General features: G+C 63.6%; 27 protein-coding genes. 17 read left to right on the plus strand and 10 right to left on the minus strand.

Annotation, left to right across the window (positions count from 1 at the left end):
• Positions 1-5 precede the first annotated feature (5 nt).
• Positions 6-479 (plus strand): Lrp/AsnC family transcriptional regulator, encoded by a 474-nt coding sequence (locus AvAM_RS02910; protein WP_137745673.1) that lies wholly within the window; start codon positions 6-8, stop codon positions 477-479.
• Here the strand turns inward: AvAM_RS02910 and AvAM_RS02915 are convergent.
• Positions 427-1719, minus strand: coding sequence for a methionine gamma-lyase (locus tag AvAM_RS02915; RefSeq protein ID WP_137745674.1), 1293 nt, complete (start codon positions 1717-1719; stop codon positions 427-429). The two genes, AvAM_RS02910 and AvAM_RS02915, sit on opposite strands and share 53 nt — an antisense overlap.
• Positions 1720-1868: 149 nt before the next feature.
• On the opposite strand from AvAM_RS02915, the gene AvAM_RS02920 reads away from it, so the two are divergent.
• On the plus strand, positions 1869-2336 hold the full coding sequence (locus tag AvAM_RS02920) for an Lrp/AsnC family transcriptional regulator (protein ID WP_063463138.1): 468 nt from the start codon (positions 1869-1871) through the stop codon (positions 2334-2336).
• A 29-nt stretch (positions 2337-2365) separates the two neighbouring features.
• Here the strand turns inward: AvAM_RS02920 and AvAM_RS02925 are convergent, their stop codons facing one another.
• The 6 genes from AvAM_RS02925 to AvAM_RS02950 form a co-directional block, all read right to left on the minus strand.
• Positions 2366-3262, minus strand: a complete 897-nt coding sequence (locus AvAM_RS02925) for a DUF3014 domain-containing protein (protein WP_137745675.1) — start codon at positions 3260-3262, stop codon at positions 2366-2368.
• A gap of 163 nt (positions 3263-3425) precedes the next feature.
• Positions 3426-4097 (minus strand): alpha/beta hydrolase, encoded by a 672-nt coding sequence (locus tag AvAM_RS02930; protein ID WP_137745676.1) that lies wholly within the window; start codon positions 4095-4097, stop codon positions 3426-3428.
• Positions 4098-4149: 52 nt separating this feature from the next.
• Positions 4150-4971 carry a class III extradiol ring-cleavage dioxygenase gene (locus AvAM_RS02935; RefSeq protein WP_137745677.1) on the minus strand — a complete coding sequence of 274 codons (822 nt, stop codon included), beginning with the start codon at positions 4969-4971 and terminating at the stop codon, positions 4150-4152.
• Between the two features lie 125 nt (positions 4972-5096).
• Positions 5097-5510 carry an alternative ribosome rescue aminoacyl-tRNA hydrolase ArfB gene (gene arfB, locus AvAM_RS02940; RefSeq protein WP_137745678.1) on the minus strand — a complete coding sequence of 138 codons (414 nt, stop codon included), beginning with the start codon at positions 5508-5510 and terminating at the stop codon, positions 5097-5099.
• Positions 5511-5537: 27 nt separating this feature from the next.
• Positions 5538-6014 (minus strand): type II 3-dehydroquinate dehydratase, encoded by a 477-nt coding sequence (gene aroQ / locus AvAM_RS02945; RefSeq protein ID WP_137745679.1) that lies wholly within the window; start codon positions 6012-6014, stop codon positions 5538-5540.
• 210 nt (positions 6015-6224) lie between these two features.
• The gene (locus AvAM_RS02950; protein ID WP_137745680.1) at positions 6225-6566 is read right to left on the minus strand and encodes a hypothetical protein; all 342 of its coding nucleotides are present in this window, start codon (positions 6564-6566) and stop codon (positions 6225-6227) included.
• 173 nt (positions 6567-6739) lie between these two features.
• Between AvAM_RS02950 and AvAM_RS02955 the strand changes: the two genes are divergently transcribed.
• From AvAM_RS02955 to AvAM_RS02990, 8 genes are all read left to right on the plus strand, one after another.
• Positions 6740-8590, plus strand: a complete 1851-nt coding sequence (locus AvAM_RS02955) for a glutamine--tRNA ligase/YqeY domain fusion protein (RefSeq protein ID WP_137745681.1) — start codon at positions 6740-6742, stop codon at positions 8588-8590.
• A 35-nt stretch (positions 8591-8625) separates the two neighbouring features.
• Positions 8626-9402, plus strand: coding sequence for a hypothetical protein (locus tag AvAM_RS02960; RefSeq protein ID WP_137745682.1), 777 nt, complete (start codon positions 8626-8628; stop codon positions 9400-9402).
• A 7-nt stretch (positions 9403-9409) separates the two neighbouring features.
• Entirely contained in the window at positions 9410-10375 is a 966-nt protein-coding gene (locus AvAM_RS02965) for a hypothetical protein (protein ID WP_137745683.1), read from the plus strand.
• Between the two features lie 3 nt (positions 10376-10378).
• Entirely contained in the window at positions 10379-11023 is a 645-nt protein-coding gene (gene tmk, locus AvAM_RS02970) for a dTMP kinase (protein WP_137745684.1), read from the plus strand.
• Positions 11020-11406: a hypothetical protein gene (locus AvAM_RS02975; RefSeq protein WP_137745685.1), complete on the plus strand. Its 387-nt coding sequence runs from the start codon at positions 11020-11022 to the stop codon at positions 11404-11406. The genes tmk and AvAM_RS02975 overlap by 4 nt, the downstream gene beginning before the upstream one ends.
• A gap of 219 nt (positions 11407-11625) precedes the next feature.
• Positions 11626-11916: a nucleotidyltransferase family protein gene (locus AvAM_RS02980; RefSeq protein ID WP_137745686.1), complete on the plus strand. Its 291-nt coding sequence runs from the start codon at positions 11626-11628 to the stop codon at positions 11914-11916.
• Positions 11913-12266, plus strand: a complete 354-nt coding sequence (locus AvAM_RS02985; protein ID WP_137745687.1) for a DUF86 domain-containing protein — start codon at positions 11913-11915, stop codon at positions 12264-12266. Before AvAM_RS02980 ends, AvAM_RS02985 begins: the two co-directional genes overlap by 4 nt.
• Positions 12267-12358: 92 nt before the next feature.
• Complete coding sequence (locus AvAM_RS02990; RefSeq protein ID WP_137745688.1) at positions 12359-12658, plus strand: hypothetical protein; 300 nt, start codon at positions 12359-12361, stop codon at positions 12656-12658.
• Positions 12659-12750: 92 nt separating this feature from the next.
• Here AvAM_RS02990 and AvAM_RS02995 read toward each other — a convergent pair whose 3' ends face one another.
• Complete coding sequence (locus AvAM_RS02995; protein ID WP_137745689.1) at positions 12751-13857, minus strand: hypothetical protein; 1107 nt, start codon at positions 13855-13857, stop codon at positions 12751-12753.
• 276 nt (positions 13858-14133) lie between these two features.
• Positions 14134-15078, minus strand: coding sequence for a M14 family metallocarboxypeptidase (locus AvAM_RS03000; protein ID WP_137745690.1), 945 nt, complete (start codon positions 15076-15078; stop codon positions 14134-14136).
• A gap of 79 nt (positions 15079-15157) precedes the next feature.
• Between AvAM_RS03000 and AvAM_RS03005 the strand changes: the two genes are divergently transcribed.
• The 5 genes from AvAM_RS03005 to AvAM_RS03025 all read left to right on the plus strand — a co-directional run bounded on the left by AvAM_RS03005 (position 15158) and on the right by AvAM_RS03025 (position 19050).
• Complete coding sequence (locus AvAM_RS03005; protein WP_137745691.1) at positions 15158-16585, plus strand: serine protease; 1428 nt, start codon at positions 15158-15160, stop codon at positions 16583-16585.
• Positions 16582-17580: an FHA domain-containing protein gene (locus AvAM_RS03010; RefSeq protein WP_137745692.1), complete on the plus strand. Its 999-nt coding sequence runs from the start codon at positions 16582-16584 to the stop codon at positions 17578-17580. Before AvAM_RS03005 ends, AvAM_RS03010 begins: the two co-directional genes overlap by 4 nt.
• Before the next feature lie 34 nt (positions 17581-17614).
• The gene (locus tag AvAM_RS03015) at positions 17615-17944 is read left to right on the plus strand and encodes a hypothetical protein (protein ID WP_094287303.1); all 330 of its coding nucleotides are present in this window, start codon (positions 17615-17617) and stop codon (positions 17942-17944) included.
• Between the two features lie 172 nt (positions 17945-18116).
• Positions 18117-18434 (plus strand): DUF2322 family protein, encoded by a 318-nt coding sequence (locus tag AvAM_RS03020; RefSeq protein ID WP_137745693.1) that lies wholly within the window; start codon positions 18117-18119, stop codon positions 18432-18434.
• Positions 18435-18588: 154 nt separating this feature from the next.
• A complete protein-coding gene (locus tag AvAM_RS03025) occupies positions 18589-19050 on the plus strand; it encodes an SRPBCC family protein (RefSeq protein ID WP_137745694.1) in 462 nt (153 codons plus the stop codon).
• Positions 19051-19092: 42 nt separating this feature from the next.
• Here the strand turns inward: AvAM_RS03025 and AvAM_RS03030 are convergent, their stop codons facing one another.
• A complete protein-coding gene (locus AvAM_RS03030) occupies positions 19093-19878 on the minus strand; it encodes a transporter substrate-binding domain-containing protein (protein ID WP_137745695.1) in 786 nt (261 codons plus the stop codon).
• A gap of 257 nt (positions 19879-20135) precedes the next feature.
• Here AvAM_RS03030 and AvAM_RS03035 point away from each other — a divergent pair, with 257 nt between their 5' ends.
• Positions 20136-20384 (plus strand): hypothetical protein, encoded by a 249-nt coding sequence (locus AvAM_RS03035; RefSeq protein WP_063463119.1) that lies wholly within the window; start codon positions 20136-20138, stop codon positions 20382-20384.
• Positions 20385-20537: 153 nt separating this feature from the next.
• Positions 20538-21470 carry a M23 family metallopeptidase gene (locus tag AvAM_RS03040; protein WP_137745696.1) on the plus strand — a complete coding sequence of 311 codons (933 nt, stop codon included), beginning with the start codon at positions 20538-20540 and terminating at the stop codon, positions 21468-21470.
• The last annotated feature ends 5 nt before the right edge of the window (positions 21471-21475 follow it).

Genomic DNA, 21475 nt, shown 5'->3' on the forward strand with positions numbered 1-21475 from the left:
AGCATATGAAGCTTGACGTGACCGATCTGCGCATTCTGGCCGAGTTGCAGGCCGATGGTTCGCTCTCCAACGTGGAGCTGGCGCGCCGCGTGCACCTGTCGCCTTCGCCCTGCCTGGCGCGGGTGAAGGCGCTGGAGGCTGCAGGCGTGATCGCCCGCTATGTGGCGCTGGCCGACGCGGCAGCGCTGGGCCTGGGGCTGAATGTGTTCATCAGCATCAGCCTGAAGACGCAGAACAAGGAGGCGCTGGCCGACTTCGAGCGGCGCATTGCCGAGCACGACGAGGTGATGGAGTGCTACCTGATGAGCGGCGACTCCGACTACCTCATCCGCGTGGCGCTGCCCGACATTGCGGCGCTGGAGCGGTTCATCCTGGAGCAGCTCTCGCCGATCCCTGGGCTGGAAAAAATCCGCTCCAGCTTTGCGCTCAAGCAGGTGCGCTACAAAACGGCGCTGCCGCTGCCGCACGCTCGGGGCTGAGCCCGGCGTGGATGCCAGCGCTGAGGTCCATGGCGTGTGCCAGGTCCAGCGCCTGGCCGATGTCGGCCAGCAGGTCGTCCAGGTCTTCCAGCCCCACCGACAGGCGCACCAGCCCTTCGGCAATGCCGTGGGCGGCACGCTGCTCGGGGGTGTAGGTGGAATGCGTCATGCTGGCCGGGTGCTGGGCCAGGGTTTCGGCATCACCCAGGCTCACGGCGCGGGTGACGAGCTGCAGCGCGTCCATGAAGCGCACGCCCGCTGGCAGGCCGCCGCGCAGCTCAAAAGCGATCATCCCGCCCATCTGGCGCATCTGCCGCTGGGCCAGCGCGTGCTGTGCAAAGCTGGGCAGGCCGGGGTAGTGCACGGCCGCCGCAGCCGGGTGGGCGGCGATGAATTCGGCCACCTTCTGCGCGCTCTGGCAATGGCGGTCCATGCGCAGGGCCAGGGTCTTCAGGCCCCGCATCACCAGGTGGGCGTCTTGCGCCGACATCACCGCGCCGGTCATGTCTTTCAGGCCGTACAGGCGCACACGCTGGGCCAGTTCGGCATCGGCAAACACCGCTGCGCCTGCGGTCAGGTCGCCGTGGCCGCCCAGGTACTTGGTCATGGAGTGCACGCTCACATCGGCACCCAGCAGCAGGGGCTGCTGCAGGTAGGGTGTGCAGTAGGTGTTGTCCACCACCACCTTGGCGCCCTGGGCGTGGGCCAGGGCCGACACGGCGGCGATGTCCACCAGGCGCATGTTGGGGTTGGCGGGGGTTTCGAGATAAAGCACGCGCGTCTTGGCGGTCAGCGCCTCGGCCACGCGGGTGGGGTCGGTCATGTCCACATGGCGCACCGTGACGCCAAAGCGGCCGAGGCCATGGTGCAGGAACGAGAAGGTGCAGCCATAGAGCGTGAGGTCGGCCAGGATCTCGTCGCCCGGCTCCAGCATGGACCACAGCGTGGCCGTGATGGCCCCCATGCCCGAGCCGAACACCACGGCGCCCGCGCCCTCTTCCAGCGCCGCCAGCCGCCCTTCAAGCAGCGCCAGCGTGGGGTTGGCGATGCGGGTGTAGAAGTAGCCCGGCTCCTGGCCCGCAAAGCAGCGCGCGCCATAGGCCACGTCCGGAAAGGCGTAGGTGGCCGAGGTGTGGATGGGCGGCACCAGCGCGCCCTGGTGGTCGGCGGGGTTGTAGCCGTGGTGGATGGCGCGGGTGCTAAAGCCGGTGGCTGGGGTGCGGTCGGTGGTGCGGGTCATGCTTGTCTCCTGATGGGCCGACCACAGACGGGATGAGGGTCGGATGCGGAGATTCTTGGCCTCATTGGCGGGCAAAATTTCGCCTTCTTTGCCCAAAAAACCAATCGCAAGGGCAAAATTTGCCCCAATCAATCACCTTGCAAGCCACCATGCACCCCTACCCGCTCGACCCCGTGGACCGCACCCTGCTCAACGCCCTGCAGCGCGACGGCCGCGCCACCGTGGGCGATCTGGCCGAGGCCGTGTCGCTGTCCACCTCGCCCTGCTGGCGGCGCGTGCGGGCGCTGGAAGAAGCCGGAGTGATTGCGGGCTACCACGCCCACCTGCACCGCCAGCGCGTGGGCTGGGGCGTGCTGGGCTTTGTGCAGCTGGCGCTGCACGACCACACGGCAGAGACCACCTCGGCCCTGGAGCGCGAGGTGATGGCCATGCCCCAGGTGCTGTCGTGCCACAACCTCTCGGGCCGCTACGACTACCAGCTGGAGGTGGTGGCCGCCGACCTGGAATCGTTTGCCGAATACGTGCGCACCCATGTGCGCAGCCTGCCGGGCGTGCGCGAGATTTCGACAAGTTTTTCGCTCAAGGAAGTGAAGCGGACCATGGCGCTGCCTGTGTAGCCCCCAGCGCGGCAGCCACCGCGCTCCCTTCAGCGCGGCGAGGGCTGCAGCGCGCTGGTGGCCACACGTTTGCGCAGATTGCGGATCAGCGCCTTGGCCCGTGCCTCGTTGGCGGGCCCCATGCGCACCAGGATCTTCTGGCCGCTGGAGAGCGATTCGAGCGCCGGATCGACAAACTCGTACCGCACCCACGGGCGCAGGTTGGGCACCTCGGTGTTCACTGGCGTGAGCTTCACGCGCAGCGGGCCCTGGGGCTCGGGCGCCAGCAGCAGGTGGTCCAGCACGGCCACCAGGCGGTCGTTGAAATAGCGCCGGGGGTAGCCCAGCTCTTCGTATGCCTGCTGAAACAACGGGTACAGCCGCGCGTAGAGCGCCACGGCGGGCTCCATCGGCACGGCTTCGGCAAACGCCAAAAAGGCGCTGTAGCGGGCCGCATTGGCGGCGGCCACCGTGGTGGGCGCGTCTCCGTCGGCATCCACCACAAAGCGCTGTGGCATGGGCTGCACCGGCCACATGCGCGACGGGGCCTGGGCGCGGGCCAGGTTGTCCACCGTGGCAACCACGCGGCGCACAAAGCCATCGGTCAGCAGAAACGACGCCACTTTGTCGCGGCCCAGCAGGTCGGCGAGCAGCTCCGCCACCCGGGGGTCGGATTCCGCCAGTGCGGGCAAGGCGGCGTCTGCCGGGGCCAGCGCATCGACGGGGTTGTGCGGCCCCGAGGCTTCGGGCATGGGCGATGGGGCCGCAGGCGCTTCTGGGGCGGCGGCCACCGGGGGTGGCGCCATGGGGGTCTGCGCCGGGCGCAGCCAGAACCACCAGGCGGCGCCGGCCCCCACTGCGCAGGCGAGCCCGGCGGCGAGAACCCAGGGCGTGGAAGAGGTGCGCTCTGGCGCGGGGCGGAACTCGGCGGTGTCGTGGTCAGGCATCGGGTCTCCTTCCATACAGGAACAACCCTTGTCCGAGTGGCTGCAGCGCCGGGCGTTCCCCATCCACACCAACGAGGTTGTAGCTGGATTGGATACGCGCTGGATGAAGCGCCGGTAACGCGATGTAGGCAGCGCCTCGCACGCCGCACCGCACAAGCCCCGGCTAAAACGCCGTGGGCGTCGTCGAAAGCGACTCCAGCCACGCCACCGTGGCCGCCAGTTCCGACGGCCGAATTTCGTGCGCGCTGGGGAACTCGTGGTACGTCACCGCCACCGGCAACGGCGCCATGTGGTGCGCAATGGCCTGGGCATTGGCCAGGGGGATCACGTTGTCGTGCGTGCCATGGCTCAGCCACAGGCGTTTGCCCCGCAGCGCATCGGCCGGGGCCGTCAGCGGCACCACCTGCGGCAGCAGGCGGCTGTGCCACACCAGGCCGGCGTGCATTAGCTCAGGCCGCGTGAGCAGCAGCGACAGCGCCATGATGCCGCCCTGGCTGAAGCCGCCCACCACCACGCGCTCGGGCGGGATGCCCAGTTGTTCGGCGGCAGACTCCAGCGCCTGGGCCACCAGGGCACGGCTTTGGGCCTCTTGCGCTTCGTTGATGGTGCGGTCGCCGTTCGGTTCGATGGAGAAATCAAACCACGCGTGCGAGCCCGGCCCCATGCGGAACGGCGCGCGCAGGCTCAGCACATGAAAGCGCCCGGGGATCTGCGGCGACAGGCTGAACAGGTCCTGCTCGTTGCTGCCCACACCGTGCATCAGCACCAGCAGCCAGGGGCGGGGCGTGGAGGCGGCAGCGGGGCGCTGCAAAAATGTGAGCGGCAAATTGAGCATAGACAGGCGGCAGGGGCAGTTTTTACTTAAGAAATGCGGGACTGGTACATCATCAATGCACCGGCTCCAGGGCAAATGCATCCATCGACAGCATGCTGTACATCACCTCGCGGCTCAAGTAGTTTGCGTGCAGGTCGTCGCCCGCCGCGCCCACCGCAAAGAAGATCGGCAAAAAGTGGTCTTCGGTGGGGTGTGCGCGGTGGGCGTGGGGCGCCTGGCTGCGGTAGTTGAGCAGCGCCGCCATGTCGCCACGGGCCAGCGCGTCTTCGATCCAGCGGCTGAACTCCAGCACATAGGGCGCGGGAGCACGCTCGCCGCCAAAAAATTCGGCCAGGTTGTGCGTCATGCTGCCCGAGCCCAGCACCAGCACGCCCTGGCTGCGCAGGCTGCGCAAGGCCGCGCCCAGCGCATACACCTCGGCCGGGCCAGCCCCCACAGGCAGCGCCACCTGCACCACGGGCACATCGGCCTCGGGGAACAAATGCATCAGCGGCACCCAGGCGCCATGGTCAAAGGGGCGCGCGGCATCGCCCTGGGCGGCCACACCAGCGGCCTGCAACAGGCCCAGCACTTCTTGCGCCAGCGCGGGCGAGCCCGGGGCGGGGTATTGCAGCTCGTACAGCGCGGGCGGAAACCCGCCAAAGTCGTGCCAGGTGGCGGGCTGCGGGCCGGTCATGACCTGCACCGAGCGCGCCATCCAGTGCGGCGACATCACCACCACGCCACGCAGGCCGGGGTATTGCGCCTTCAGGCCCTGGCCCCACTGCGTGAGCGCAGGGCCGGTGGTGCCAGCGTCCACCGCAAACAGCGGCGCGCCGTGCGATACGAACAGGGCTGGAACAGTGGGGGAAGGGGTGTGGGCAACAGCGGTCATGGCAGTTTCATCCGTGAATGCCTTCACTGTAGGCCTGACGGGCGCCCGCACCAAGCCCTGCAGGGCAGACAGATTGTTCTATGGGTGATGCCAATCAAGCCCGGGGGTGCCCCACCCCGCCGCCATCAGGCGCCGTCGCGCACCCGCCCCCGCAGCGCCTTGGTTTCGCTGCGCTGGGTCTTGCCCTGCAGGCGGCGCTGCTGCGATCCATAGGTGGGCTTGGTGGCGCGGCGCACGCGGGGCGGCACGGCCACGGTGTTGACCAGCGCGTTCAGCCGCGCCAGCGCATCGGCACGGTTCTGCTCCTGGCTGCGGAACTGCTGTGCCTTGATGACCACCACACCCTCTTGCGTGATGCGGGTGTCGCGCAGGGCCAGCAGGCGCTCCTTCACCCCCTCGGGCAGCGACGAGGCCGCCACATCAAACCGCAGGTGGACGGCGCTAGAGACTTTGTTGACGTTCTGCCCGCCCGCGCCCTGGGCGCGCATGGCGGTGATTTCGACCTCGTCTTCAGAGACTTGCAGGGGCAGCGGGGCCATGGCAGTGCAATCCCGCGCGCCCGGCCATCAGGCCGCTGGTTGCTGCTGGGCCAGCAGTTGCGCCAGGCCGTCAATCGCCAGGCCATAGCCCAGCACGCCAAAGCCGCACATCACCGCCTTGGCTGCGGCGGCCATGTACGAATGGTGGCGATACGCCTCGCGCGCATGCACGTTGCTGATGTGCAGCTCGATCAGCGTGATGCCCGTGCCCTTGATGGCGTCATGCAACGCAATGCTGGTGTGGGTATAGGCCCCGGCGTTGATGACCACCCCCGCCAGCTCGCCCGCCGCATGCAGGCGGCCCGCCTCGTGAATCCAGTCCACCAGCGCGCCTTCGTGGTTGCTTTGGTGAAAACGCAGCGCAAAACCGTGGCGCTGGCAGGCGTCGGCGCAGAGTTTTTCCACATCGGCCAGCGTTTGGGCGCCGTAGACGGCAGGCTCGCGCGTGCCCAGCAGGTTCAGGTTGGGGCCATTCAGGACAAAAACGGTTTTTTGAGCGGTCACAGACAGGGTCTCCGGGGCAATGCGCCTGCCACGCTGGCAGGCCAGAGTGCGGGATTATGCGGCGCCCCAGCGCAGGGGCCGCCCCAATAAAAAAGCGGCCCCGAGGGACCGCTGTAAAAGGCAGCCTGTGCAACGCTGCCTGTGAGCGACTCGCGCCCAAGAGGTTGGTGAAGGATCAGCCTGCCAATGCAGTGCCGCCAGGCTGGCTGATCAGCGGTCCCAATGGCGACCGTGGCCGTGGTGGCGATGGCCATGGTGCCGGTAGCCTTGGCCATAACCGCCGTAGTAAACGGCTGGTGGGGGCGAGTAGTACACCGGTGGGGCGTTGTAATACACAGGCCGGGGAGGCGCGTAATACACCGGAGGGGGCGGCGCCACGTAGACCGGGGCGGGTGCGTAGTAGCCATTGCTGGCACCGATCACCACGCCGGGCACGCCAACGCCAACCGACCAATTGACGTCACGGGCCTGGGCAGCGCCAACACCGGCCAACAAAGCCAGAGCCACGCCAGCCGAAGCGGCCATGGCATACAGAGAACGGGTTTTCGTCATGGAAATCTCCTGTTAAATGAAGGCCACCCGCCAGGTGGCAAGGGCCCTCACCGGTACACAACGCACCAAGTAGGCAAAAGGATGGCATAAAAGCGTCTTTACGTTGTGTCTGAACGTACACGTGCTCGTTTTAATGCGTAAACCGTCACGAAACCGCCGCCTAAAATGGCTGGATGAGCACCCCCTCCCCCGCCAATACCTCCGCCAATCCCCCCGCCAGCGCCACCGCTGCGGACACCGCTGAATCCACCAAGCCCAGCAACTTCCTGCGCCAGATCATCGAAAAAGACCTGGAGCAAGGCACCTACACCGCCCGCCGCTGGGCTGGCGCCCCCGGCGACGCCGCCCACCACGCCCAGGGCGAGCCCGACCCCGCCAAGATCCGCACCCGCTTCCCGCCCGAGCCCAACGGCTACCTGCATATCGGCCACGCCAAGAGCATCTGCATCAACTTCGGCCTGGCGCGCGACTACGGCGGCGTGTGCCACCTGCGTTTTGACGACACCAACCCCGAAAAAGAAGACACCGAATACGTCAACAGCATCATCGACGCCGTGAAATGGCTCGGTTTTGACTGGGCCCAGCTCGGCCAGACACCCGGCAGCGCCGCCCCCTACCAGGCCAGCGACTACTTCGGCTTCATGTACCGCGCGGCCGAATACCTGATCGAAGCCGGCCACGCCTACGTGGACGAGCAAACCACCGAGCAGATGCGCGCCAACCGGGGCGACTTCAGCAAGCCCGGCGTGGACAGCCCCTTCCGCACCCGCACGCCCGAAGAAAACCTGCGCATCTTCCGCGAGATGCGTGACGGCCAGCACGAAGACGGATCGATGGTGCTGCGCGCCAAAATCGACATGGCCAGCCCCAACATCAACATGCGCGACCCGGCCATCTACCGCATCCGCCGCGCCACGCACCACAACACGGGCGACACCTGGTGCATCTACCCCATGTACACCTACGCGCACCCCATCGAGGACGCGCTGGAGCAGATCACCCACAGCCTGTGCACGCTGGAGTTTGAAGACCAGCGCCCCTTCTACGACTGGCTGCTGGAACGCTTGACCGAAGGCGGCCTGCTGGCCAGCCCCGCGCCCCGCCAGTACGAATTTGCGCGCCTGAACCTCACCTACGTCATCACCAGCAAACGCAAGCTGGCCCAGCTGGTGTACGACCACAAGGTCAACGGCTGGGACGACCCCCGCATGCCCACCATCGTGGGCCTGCGCCGCCGTGGCTACACGCCCGAAGCGCTGCAGGTATTTGCCGAACGCATTGGCGTGACCAAGTCCGACAGCTGGATCGACTACAGCACCCTGGAAGGCTGCCTGCGCGAAGACCTGGAACTCAAGGCCCACCGTGGCATGGCCGTGCTCAACCCCGTCAAGCTGGTGCTCACCAACTGGGACGACGTGATGGGCGCAGGCCACCTGGAGCCTTGCAGCCTGCCCGCCCTGCCCCACCCGCCCGAAGGCGTGGAAAGCCCCTTGCGCCACTTCACCATCGGCAAAGAAGTCTGGATCGAACGCGAAGACTTTGAAGAAGTGCCGCCCAAGGGCTACAAGCGCCTCTTCCCCGGCAACAAGGTGCGCCTGAAGGGCGGCTACGTCATTGAATGCACCGGCTGCACTAAAGACGCCGACGGCAACATCACCGAAGTGCTGGCCACCGTGGTGCCCGACACCAAGAGCGGCACTCCCGGCGCCGACAGCGTGAAGGTCAAGGCCGCCATCACCTGGGTGGGCGTGGCCGACGGCGTGAACGCCGAAGTGCGCATGTACGACCGCCTTTTCCTGGACGCCCACCCCGACGCGGGCGGCAAGGACTTCATCGAAAGCCTGAACCCGAACAGCCTGAAGGTGGTGACCGCCATCGTGGAGCCGTCATTGGCCAATGCCAAGCCGGACGACAAGTTCCAGTTTGAGCGGCATGGGTACTTTGTGGCGGATCGTATTGACCACAAGGCGGAGAAGCCGGTGTTTAACCTCGCGGTGGGGTTGAAGGATAGCTGGGGCAAATAGTTCAGCGACAGCCACCCTTTAACTACCAATGCCTGATGACGATACTATCAAACACAGAAATACGCTCGCGATCAAGGAATCAAGGTTTGATTACCCCCTTCCATCAAAGCGGACTGGGGGGGGCATCGTATGAACTTAGATGCAGCTCAACATATTACGACTTAACAGAAGGCGGAGTAAAAATTGATGCCAAGCCATATGGCGACAAGATAATCATAAAGCCTAAACACACAATAGTGATCATTACCGAAGAATCACTAAAAATCCCAAGCGACCTGACGGCGCACATAATTAGCAAAGGGAGTTTATTCAGTATCGGCCTTTCACCCGTCAGCACGTACGCCGATCCTGGCTTTACTGGTCAGCTCGGCCTAGTTACTACAAACACTAGCGATAAATATATTGTTCTCGATACACAGCAATCTGTAGCAAAAATCCACTTTACGCAGTTGTCCTCCAACTCCACCGTTGCATATACAGGCCAACATGGATATCAAACCCGACTATGGCCGATTAGAACCGATTTGCAAAAGATCCATGCCGAGGTTAAAAATGACAAGAGAGTAAAAACAGAAGAAGCGGAGGCAACGGCAATTTTACCTATGCATATCACATTGGCACTGAAAAATATAAGAGCACAGAATACAAAAATTCTAGCCGCGATTGCAGTCGCATTTTTATTAAATGCTCTTCTTTTTTACAACATCGCAAAGAATAACAACATTGAAGTAATTTCTAACATTGCAATAAATCTTATCTCAAGCGTTATTACGGGATGGATTGCAATTACTAATTCTCGCTCTAAGTTATAGCAAAGCGATGGGACGCATCTTTTTCTTAGGAGTAAATACCGGCTATGTAAGGGATGAAACCCCGACCGCGCAGCATATAAAATTCCACGCAGAGCGAAGCGGGAATGGGCTCTACTGCACCATTGTGGGAAATGTCCTAACACCTCGGGGGCACGGAACGAATAGTGTTTGCGCAAGAATTAGCCGCGCACCGGAATGGAAGACACTAGTTAACGAAATTCAAAACTCCGGAGCAATTGCCGGCATACAATTAAGCTCAACTTGGACAGAATATCAAGGAATAAAAGAATTTAAAAACAAAAGTCCAGAAAATAAACTCGACGAGTATCTTTTGGTAGCAAAAAAAATCAACAACAGCAATATTAAAGATCTTTTTTCGGACCTTCGAAGCGCATCCGAACTATCAATAGAGGCCGGTTTCAAGCACATCCAACTTCACGCAGCACATGGTTACTTATTTAACTTGCTGCTCGATCCATTTTTTTCCTCGAACTATGAGCTCGCTCTAGAAGAGTTTTACAGATGGGTCGAATACTTAAAAGCCAACAATATTGAATCCTCAATTCGGCTATCCACAAAAATTGGAGTGGCACAAATTGATTCAAATGACACTAGGCTTGCCGAGTTAATGGACACCCCCTGCGACTATGTCGACTTATCGCAAGGCCTCTATAACATCGAGAAAAGGCTAATCTACCCAACTTTGGCCGAAATCTTAGATGCCCGCTGGGAGACCAATATTGACACTGCAAAAAGGCACCCAAATCGAAATTTTATTGCCTCTGGCAAATTTCGAAGTAACAACGCACGATCCAGAATTCTTCCCGAAAATATATATATTGGCATCTGCAGAGATTTGATAGCCAATCCGAATTTTCTAGAGAATCGGAGTGATGGATGCCAAAACAAGATGAAATGTCATTACTTCTCCAGAAACGAAGATAGTCTATCCTGCGGAAAATGGAATAAATAAGACATGAAGCCAATTTTTATTGTATTAGAAGGCCTAGACGGGTCCGGCACAACAACGCAGGCACACCTTCTGGAAAGTTACTTCCGGGAACTTGCTCTGCCTGTAGAAAATACAGCAGAACCTTCCACCGGACTAATAGGCTCTACTATTCGCCTCGCGTTGAAGCGCAGAGTATCATTTCAGGATGATCCAAAGCTATTTGACAGGCAAATGGCTCTTATGTTTGCGGCAGATAGGCATGATCATCTCTACAATGACAAAGAAGGGATTATTCCCACATTGAACAGAGGCATATCTGTTATATGTACAAGATACATACCTTCATCTTTTGCTTACCACTGCGCAAGCGAAGCGGACTGGGATTTTGTAGAACTTCTAAATTCCGAGTTTCCCTTGCCTGATCTTCTCATATATCTCGACAATGATGTGGAAAATTCTTTAGATAGAATATCCAGAAGAAATACCATAGACTCATACGAACGAGAAGAAAAACTCAACCAAGCAGCACTTAACTATAAGCGATACCTATCAAATTATCCAGCTAGGTCGATTAAAATAAACGCTTCCTCACCAAAGGAAGATGTATTTTTAACAATCATCAGTGCAATAAAAGAGATCATGGAAAAAGACGAAAGGATTAAATCATGAATCGACTAAATAACGACGATAATGAGAGCCAAAGAATTCTTGCGTGGTTCAACAAGAGCGATGAAAACACAGTTAAATCTGCACTATACAAAATCGCCGACTCCAACCCCGAACTCGATAAGCAATTTTCAACCAAATTCACCGCAAACGAGTATGAATTGCTATTCAACTCAAACAGAATTTCCGGAAGGATTGCAATTTTAATTGGCGCAATTCTCGGTTTAATTGACCCATTTATGGCTCAAACCTCCATTGCAGAAAATCTGAGAGAAAAAGCAAAATCAATTTTAGCATCTGGCGGAATAAACACCCTCAGTTACAATCCGCGAGCTATTGAAATGAATAATAGCGAACTCAAAACCATTTTCAGTGAAATTATTTGATTGACGAATTGCTCTCTCGCTCCTTCCCGCTGCAGCACTCAGACCCACAGCTCCGGATTTATTATTAGAGCGAGCATTGGGGCCAGGTCTTGCCTTTTGCCTATTTCACCCCGGACTTGCGGAGCCGGGCACAGAGCTTTAGTAGCTGCTTTTGCAATCTTCGCAAGCGCCATCGGCCAAGCTGGCATGTAAACATGCAGCGCCGCTAAACTCCAATCCATGCGCCCCTCCGAAGCCCTTTCCCTCCACCGCTCGCAAATCCGCGAGATCGCACTGCGTCACCACGTAAGCAGCGTACGGGTGTTTGGGTCGGCGCTGCATGGGGACGACACGGCCGACAGCGACCTGGACCTGTTGGTGGAGCCCACCGCGCAAACCACGCTGATGGACATTGGCGCGATCCGGTTTGAACTGAAGCAGTTGCTGGGCATGGAGGTGGATGTGCTCACCCCCAACAGCCTGCCCGCCAGCTTTCGGGACCAGGTGCTGCGCGAGGCGATCACCGTATGAGCCGGGCGCACCCGCTGCGGGTGGCGGACTATTTGCAGCACATCCTGGAAGCCATTGGCAACATTCAGGACTACACGGCTGGCATGGACTTGACGGCGTTCCTGGCAGACCGCAAGACCTGCGACGCGGTGATTCGCAACCTGGAAGTGATTGGCGAGGCCTGCAATAACGTGGCCAAGAACCACCCCGACTTTGCGCAGAAACATGCCCAGGTGCCGTGGGGCTTCGCCTATGAAATGCGCAATGCACTGGCCCACGGCTATTTCACGGTGGACCTGGGCATTGTCTGGCAAACCGTGCAGAACGATCTACCAGCGCTGCGGGCGCAAGTAGCAGCACTCTCGGTCTAGGTTGCGTCAATTTCGATAGCTTCTTGCGCTTATCCATCAGGCGCGAGAGGCCAATTTCATTCAAGAAACTGCAGCATAGCTAAAGCCCCTCGATGACGCCCCCGTTCACCCCCACCTTCGCCCGCATACCGCCCGGCCCGCTGGCAGGCCCCTTGCGGCTATTGCCCATCAACGCCACCGCGGTGTCCGTCCACACCGCCGATGGCGCGCATCTGGGCTCGCTCAAGCTGGTGGGCGGGGTGTGGAAGTTCAAGGCCATGGGCTACGACGCTGCCGGGCGCATAGAGCCGGGCCACGGCCCGCTGACGGAGCAGCACAACATGCAGTTCGCCACGCTGGATGCGGCCGAGGTGAGTGCGCGGTTGTTGAATGCTTTGGGAAGCAATCCTTAGAGCGCACTCGCACTCACGCCTCAAACCCTTATTGCTTTCATTCTGATAGCAATAAAGGCAATACCATCAGGCGGAAGCGGCCGATTTCGCCTCTATTTCCGCTCCACCAACGCCCGCAACGGCTGCCCGCCTGTGGACAGCTGAAACACCAGCCCCATGGCCTGCACCTGCCAGCCCTGCTTGGCCAGGGTGGGGGTAATCTGAAAGCCCGCCATCACGCAATCGGTCGTGCGCACCTCGCCTGCTTCGGGGGGGTTGCCCAGCATCTGGGTGTAGGTCTGCGGCAGTTGCTGCGGCTGCGCCGCCTGCCCCTCTTTCACCAGCACCAGGTACGCCCTTTCGCGCGCGATGGGGGCGGCGGGGTCGGCGCCGTCGGGGCGCAGGGTGAGGGGGAAGTCAGGCACGGGGGTGGCAGGGTCAAACACCAGCTGGGGCGTGAACTCGGCCTTGGTGGGTGCGCCGTTGCTCTGGGCCCAGTGCAGGCGCAGGTAGGGTGGGGGTTCCTGGGCGGACCACATCAGGTGCACGTCGTTGCCGTGGGTGCAGTAGCTGGGGTGGGCCACGGGGTGGGGGTGGGCGGGCCATTGGCCGCCGCCGTCGCGCTGTTCCACGCGCAGCAGGCGGGTGTCGGGGGTGCCCAGTAGGGATTGGGTGTAGATGAGCCCCACGCCGGGCAGCTGGTAGCGCTGCACGGGTTGCACGGTGTGGGCCAGCGGGGGGTTGCTGGCGGGCAGCTCGCGGCGCTGGGCCACGTCGCGTGCGGCGGTTTGCAGGGCGCTTTGCGCCAGCAGGCTGGCGTAGACGGGCACGGCGGCAATGGCCAGGCCGGTGAGGCCCAGCACCAGGCTTTCGGCGCGCGAGAGTGCGGGCCGCACCCAGCGCCCGGCCAGCACATGGCCCCCAAACCACACCACGGGGCCCAGGGTGTAGAGCGACAGCACAAACACGCCCAGCGCGGCGGGCCCGCCCACGGCGCGCGCGGGCAGCAGCACAGCTGCTACCGCCAGCAGCGCGGCCAGCATCGACACCAAACGCACCGCCAGCCAACTGCCCACGCGGCGGCTGGGTTGGAAGTAGCGGCTCTCCAGCCACAGCAGCGCCACCACCACGGCCAGCAAACCGGCGGCCATGCGCCACCACGCCTGCTGCTCGGCGGCGGGCATGCGGGCGAAGGTGTCCAGCATCTGGGGCAGGTCCATGGGCGTTTCCTTCCGGTCCGGGCGGTGCGTAGGCTTATGCCTTGGTGTGTCAGCGCCTCATTGCTTCAATATTGATAGCTATCAGCGCTTATCCATCAGGCGGCAGCAGCCTATTTGATGCATATAAGGCTGATGACTTGGAACCGTTCACGCTGAGCCCGTCGAAGCGCCGCGCGAGGCTTCGACGGGCTCAGCCCGAACGGATTTTTCAGGTTCAAGCGCACCCGATGCTGATCCATTCAAAAGGCGGCAGCACGGGCTGACTGCCTCACTGCCTTACCGCGCCCCACATACAAACTCCACCGCCGCGCACACCGCTGCCACCTGCGCGGCGATGCACTGCTCGGGTGTGGCGCGGGGGCTGTCGGGGTAGACCTCGGTGGTGGTGGTGTAGCGTGCGCCGCTCACGCTGGCGCACAGGCCCCAGGCCTTGAGCTGGTAACGGATCACGCCGGGGGCCACCACGGGCGAGCCGATGATTTCGTTCTTGTCGTCCGCAGGCGCGATGTGCGTGACGCGGCCCACGGCGTCGATGATGGCTTGCTGGAAGGCGGGCTGCGGGCTCTCGGTGTCGTCCACCAGGTAGAAGCCGTCGGGGATGCTGCCGGGCTCGAACACCTTGTCGTCGCGCGCGGCCACGGCGGGGCGGTATTCGGATTCGTCGGTGTCGGTGGTTTCGTGCAGGTCGATGTGGGCGTCGAATGGGCCGTACTGCGCCTGGTGCTGCGCCACCAGGCGCATGAGGGCGGCGGATTCCTGTGCGGGCGAGCCTTCCTTGAACGAGCGGTTGGGGTCGATGGCGTCGAAGTTCCAGCGCTGAAACCGCTCATACGCCCAGGGGCTGACGCAGGGCACCACCAGCAGGTTGGCGCGGCCCACAAACTCGGCGGCATGCTGTTGCGCAAAGCGCAGCGCGCCGTGCACGCCGCTGGTTTCGTAGCCGTGCACACCGCCGGTCACCAGCACGCTGGGCAGGCCGGGCTGCCAGTTGCGGCTGCGCAGGGCCTGCAGGGGGAAGTGTTCGGGCGCGTGGTGGGCGTTGGCATAGGCCACCTCGCCGTAGGGCTGCACATCCCACTGGCTGCGCAGGGCGTCGATGGCGCGCAGCACGTCGTCGGCATAACTGCGCTGGCGCACCTGGCGCGCGCGCCACTGGTCGCGTTCGGCGTCGCCCCAGGGTTGGCCGGGCGTGCCGATGGGGTAGGTGTGGTTTTCTTGCATGGGTGCGTGGCTGCGTAGATATTGGATGGATTGCCCAGGGAGAGCCTGGGGCGGTGCAGGGCGTTCATAGAATACCGCGATGCCCTTCCCCCTGATCCGGCCCCTGCGGCTGGCCACCTCCTCCCTGGTTCTGCTGCTTTGCGCCCTGGCGGCCCAGGCACAGAATGCCCCCTCACCCGCTTCCGCATCCGCCCCTGCCCCGGCCACACGCCCCGCGGGCAGTGACCCGGCAGATGGCACAGCCCAGCCCCCAGCAGCCACAGCACCCGCAGGGGCCGATGCCGCCCTGCTCTCGCGCGATGCGCGGCGCATCTACGAGCTGTCGCGCGACAAGCTAGTGCAGATCCGCACGCTGCTGCGCAATGCGGGCACGCAGGCGTCGATTGGCTCGGGCTTTTTTGTGTCGGCCGATGGGCTGATCGTGACCAACTTCCACGTGGCCAGCCAGCTGGCGCTGGAGCCCGAGCGCTACCGGGGCGTGTACGTGACGATGGAGGGACAGGAGGGCGAGGTGGAGCTGCTGGCGTTTGACGTGCAGCGCGACCTGGCCGTGCTGCGCGCCAAGGGCCGCACGGCAGCGGCGCCGGTGCTGGGCTTTCGGCCCGCCGACGAGGCGCTGGCACAGGGCGAGCGCATCTACTCGCTGGGCAACCCGCTGGACATTGGCTTTGCCGTGACCGAGGGCACCTACAACGGGCTGGTCAAGCGCAGCTTTTACCCGCGCATCTTTTTTGGCGGCACGCTCAACCCCGGCATGAGCGGCGGCCCGGCGGTGGACGACGCAGGCCGGGTGCTGGGCGTGAACGTGGCCAAGCGGCTGGATGGCGAGCAGGTGAGCTTTTTGATCCCGGCCGAGTTTGCGCAGGCGCTGGTGCAGCGCGCGGCCAACGCGCAGCCCATCACCCAGGCTGCATATGGCGAGGTAACGCGGCAACTGGTGGAGCACCAGCAGTTGCTGACCCAGCGGTTCCTGAAGGCGCCGTTTCATGAGCAGCGCCACGGCAACTACCGCGTGCCGGTGCCCGACGATGCGCTGGCACGGTGCTGGGGCTCGGGGCGTGACCCGTCCTTCCCCGGCCTGAACCTGGAGCGCACACAGTGCCGCGCCGACAGCGATGTGGTGGCGGGCGACTTCAACACCGGCGCGGTGCGCCTGTCGTACGAGGCCTACAACGCGCCCACGCTGGGCGCTGCGCGGTTTGCGCGCATGTATTCGCAAAGTTTTGCCAACGAGCAACTGCCCACGCGCGGCAACCGCCACCAGACGGCGGCCGAGTGCACCGAGCGTTTTGTGGACCCCGGCAGCCTGCCGCTGCGGGCCGTGGTGTGCCTGTCGGCCTACCGCAAGCTGACGGGCCTGTACAACATGACGGTGCTGGTGACCTCGGTGAACCAACCCACGCAGGGCGTGCTGGGCCGCCTGGATGTGCAGGGCGTTGCGTTTGACAACGGCATGAAGCTGGCCGGCCACTACCTCAAGGCCTTCCGCTGGGAGGCCGCACCATGAGCACGATGCCAACAAACACCACCCTGGGCCTGATCGAGGCCCATGACCGCCACGGCGCGCTGCTGGCGCGTGCGCCCATCACCCACTGGCCCGTGACGGTGGGCCGCGCACTGGACTGCGACCTGGTGCTGGACGACCCCTTTGTGGCGCCCCGGCACCTGCGCATTGAGCGTGCGGTGGACGAACCCCGCACCGTGCAGGTGGAGGTGCTGGAGACGCGCAACGGCGCGCGCCTGCAGCGCAAGCGCCATGCCCAGGGCGAGCGTTTTGACTGGCCCGGCAGCACGCCCATCGACCTGGGCCACACCCACATCACGCTGCGCCTGGCCGATGCGCCCATTGCCGACGAGCAGGCGCTGCCGGAGTTTCCGTGGCGCACCGTGGGCACCACCGCCGCGCTGGTGGTGCTGGTGGGGGCTGCAGCCATGGCTTCGGCGTGGCTGGAGTCGCGCGACAGCTCGCAGTACCTCAAGTCGCTGCCCAGCGTGCTGCTCATGCTGCTGTTGGTGGTTAGCGCCTGGTCGGGCCTGTGGGCCGTGGCCAACAAGATGTTTGCGGGCCGCCTGCAGTTCTGGCGCCATGTGCGCATTGCCTGCACGGTGTACCTGGCCAGCGAGGGCCTGCGGCTGGTGGCCAACCTGGCGGCGTTCTCGTTCTCGCTGGAGGCGCTGTCGCAGTTCGCCAGCGTGCTGGGCGTGCTGGTGCTGGCCTGGGCGCTGTATGCCCACCTGGCCACCGTGCTGCCCCGCCGCCGCGTGGGCCTGGCCTGGACAGTGGCCGCCGTGGTAGCCCTGGGCGTGCCTGCTTGGCTGGGCGCACAGTGGCTCAACCGCATGCGGCTGACGAACGAGATGTACATGAGCAGCCTGTTCCCCCCCAGCCTGCGTGTGGCCCCTGCGGCGCCGGTGGACCAGCTGCTGCAAGACGCCGAAGCCCTGCGCGCCAAGCTGGACCGGCGCCTGAAGGACGACGGGCTGGCGGACGAGGACGAATAGGCGCGCCGCACGCAGCTGCCCAACCCCCTGCCCCATGCGCCGCCGCAAGCCCCACCACCACGTCTATGTGGTCGAACTCTCCAAAGACGTGCTGCTGGAGCCGCGCTTTCGCAAGAACAACCCGGGCTACATCGACGGCAAGCCCTGCGTGTATGTGGGCATGACCGGGCTGGACCCGGATGTGCGCTTTGACAAGCACAAGGCGGGCATCCAGGCCAACCGGTTTGTGACGCAGTACGGCCTGCGGCTGCTGCCGGATCTGTACGAGGGCTTCAACCCCATGAGCTATGAGGAGGCGGTGGACCGGGAGATCGAGATCGGCATCGATCTGCGCTCGGCGGGGTTTGGGGTGTGGCAGGCGTGAGGGGCTGTTTGCGCCCCAAAAGGACATCGAAAAGGTTCTCTGCCCCCCGCCATGCTGCCGCGCCCTTACCATCGCCCCCCACTTATCCACTCCTCTTTTGGTAGCTAACAGCGTTTACCCATAGCGCGGAAGCGGCCCATTTCATTCAAATTTTCACTCCTAACACCATCCTATGAACTTCGCAGACCGCCTGAAACAACTCCCCTCCGCAAGCCACCTCGCCGCCTTGCACCTGCTGGGTGCTGACGGCCAGGTCCTCGCCAGCATCGAGAACAAGCCCGGCCAGACCGGGTCGCTGGTGGTGTATGCCGCGCTGGGGGCGCTGTATGGCGGCCGCATCACGCCCGCAGCCGCCAGCCTGGGGCTGGAGTGGTATGCCGAGCATGTGGCAGATGCGCGTGCCTTCCCCGGCAAACACCCCAACATCGACCGGCTGCTGGCCTGGGCGCAGGGCAGCGAGAGTTTTGGGGTGCAAGCGGTTTCGGCCTGATACAAAAAAGCCGCTGTGGCCACGGCGGCTTGTCGAAAAAGCCCGGGGCCATTCGTCGTAATAGGTGTGGGCTGGCTGGAATGCGCGGTATGGTTCTGCGGCCCACGCTTTCTTCTTCATCATCCACCCCGATGTCCCTTCAGGAGACCCGAGCATGACGACAGACACCACCACCGGCACCGTCACCCTGCACCGCGTGCTGCGCGCACCGGCCGAGCGCATCTACCGCGCGTTTCTGGACCCCGACGCCATGTGCAAGTGGCTACCGCCCCACGGGTTTACCGGCCGGGTGCTGAGCATGGACGCACGCGTGGGCGGCAGCTACCGTATGCAGTTCACCAACATGAGCAGCGGCGGCACCCACGCATTTGGCGGCGAGTATGTGGAGCTGGTCCCTGGCGAGCGCATCGTGCACACCGACCGCTTTGACGACCCCAACCTGCCGGGCGAGATGCGCACCACCGTCCAGTTCAGGAAGGTGATCACGGGCACCGAGGTGTCCATCGTGCAGGCAGGCATCCCGGCGGTGATCCCGACCGAGATGTGCTACCTGGGCTGGCAGGAGTCGCTGCAGCTGCTGGCGCTGCTGGTGGAGCCGGAGATTCCGGGCGAATAAGCCACCCACACACCGTGCCAGGCCCGGGTCACCTCAACCGCGTCACTTCAACCACTTGTCAGCGGCCTGCTTGATGGTGCCCCGGCTGTCCACCAGGCCCCACACAAAACCCATCACGCGAACATAGTCGGCGTCGTCGGTGGGCAGCATGAAGCCCAGGTAGTTCTTGGGCGTGAGCGGTGCGTCCACAAACGCGGCGTGCAGGCGCGGGTCGGCCTTGGCGTAGTGCAGGGCTTCGTAGGTTTCGGTGATCATCACGTCGCCCTTGCCCTCGGCGATGAGTGCGGGGATCTCGGCGTTCTTGTCGTGCGTGCTGACCTGCGCGGCCTTGAGGTTGGCCAGCACATAGGTCTCGTTGGTGCCGCCGGGGTTCTTGATGACGCGCACCGTGGGCTGGTTCATCGCGTCCACGCTGGTGTACTTGGCCTTGTCGGCCGCGCGCACCAGGGCCACTTTGCCGAACGGGGCGTAGCCGGGCAGCATGTCAAAAATGCGCATGCGGTTGACGTTGCGGGTGATGCCGCCCACGGCCACGTCGAACTTGTCGCCTTGCAAATCCTTCACCAGGTTGGGCCACGAGGTCTGCACGTACTCGATCTTCACGCCCAGCTCCTTGGCCATGGTTTCGATCACGTCGATGTCATGGCCGCTGTAGCCCGCGTCGGTCTTGATGGCAAACGGGCGGTAGTCGCCCGGCGTGCCCACGCGGATGACCTTGGCCTCCATGATCTTGTCGAGCCGGGGCCCCGCCTGCGCGGCCTGGCTGAAAAGGGACAGGGCGGTGAACAGGGCGGCGGCAGCCACGGCGAGTGTTTTCTTGGGGATCATGTGGGAAGTGCTCCAGAGGACAAAGGGAATGAAACCGGCCGCCAGGGCCGTGCTGCGCGCACCACCCTGGCAGAGCCGAAAAAAGGATACGCCAACAGCAAGCATGCAACATGCCACGCGCGCGACCGCGACCGGTGGTGGCTTCTTGCGGGCACTGCCACCGTGCTGGGTTACCCTCCGGGGCTTGAAGACCCTTCACCGGCTTGCACCCACAGCAAGCCACCCCCCATTACCCAATGGACTACCCAAGGAACACCATGAAAAAACTCAACGTCACCATCCAACTCGAAATGACCGTCCCCGACGACTGGGCCCTGGTCGAAACCTCCGAAGGCACGCCGGTGATCCAGATGGCCGATGGCAAGTTTCTGGACATCGCCATCGAACCCCTGTTTGCCACCGACCCCGAAGACATGTGGAGCAGCACCGACAGCGAGGAAGAACTCCATGAGGTGCTGGACATGGTCGAGAGCGAGGCCGTGACCTACGAGTTTGTGACGCACTGACCAGCCCCGCCCGCCGTTCCGCCCCGCGCGCCCTGGCGGGGGTCGACCTTGCGGGCCCGCTGTCCGCTGTCCGCTCGCACGCCGCAGCCTGCGCAACCGCCGCTGTGGCTGTGGCCGCTGAAACCGTCTTTTTGCCACGCCCCCTCCGTCCCTGTGCCCCACCCTACCCACACCGCCGCCGCCTTGACCCTCACCCGCCGCACCGCCTTGGCCAGCGCGGGTGGCCTGCTGCTCGCGCCCGTCACGGGCCTGCACGCCAAGCCGCAACCCGCATCACCCACCACACCCGCCAAGCCCCCGGCAGCACCCGCCGTGCGGCCCCAGGCGCTGCAGGTGCCGGGCGGTGTGGCCCGGTTGTCGCTGGGCCCCGCCGCCGCGCGGCCCCGGGCCCTGGTGCGCCAGGGCGACGTGGATGTGCCGGTGCTGGTGGTGGGCGACGTGATCGAGTGGACAGCCATCGTGGGCATCCCGCTGGCGACGGCGCCGGGCGATGCGCACATCACCGCGCTGACCGATGGGGGCGCCCCGCGCCCGCTGCACTACACCGTGGCGCCCAAGCAGTACCAGGAGCAGCACCTCAAGGTATCGCCCCGCACGGTAGACCTCTCGCCCGAAGACCAGGCCCGCTACGAGCGCGAGCGCGACCACCAGGCGCAGGTGATGGCCACCTTTACCGAGCAGCCCGCTGGCGTGGCCCTGGCATCGCTGCGCATGCGCGTGCCGGTGCCCGGGCGGCGGTCCAGCTCGTTCGGGCTGCGGCGCATGTTCAACGGCCAGCCGCGCAATCCGCACAGCGGCATGGACATTGCCGCCGCCACCGGCACGCCCATCGTGGCGCCGCTGGCGGGCCGGGTGATCGACGTGGGCGACTACTTTTTCAACGGCGGCACGGTGTGGCTGGACCACGGCCAGGGCCTGCTGAGCATGTACTGCCACCTGAGCCGCATGGATGTGCGCGTGGGCGATGTGCTTCAGGCGGGCGACGCGTTCTGCCAGGTGGGTGCCACCGGCCGCGTGACCGGGCCGCACCTGCACTGGGGCGTGATGCTGAACCGCACCATGGTGGACCCGGCGCTGTTTTTGTAACGGTT

This window comes from Acidovorax sp. NB1 (assembly GCF_005405905.1).
GTDB lineage: Bacteria > Pseudomonadota > Gammaproteobacteria > Burkholderiales > Burkholderiaceae_C > Acidovorax.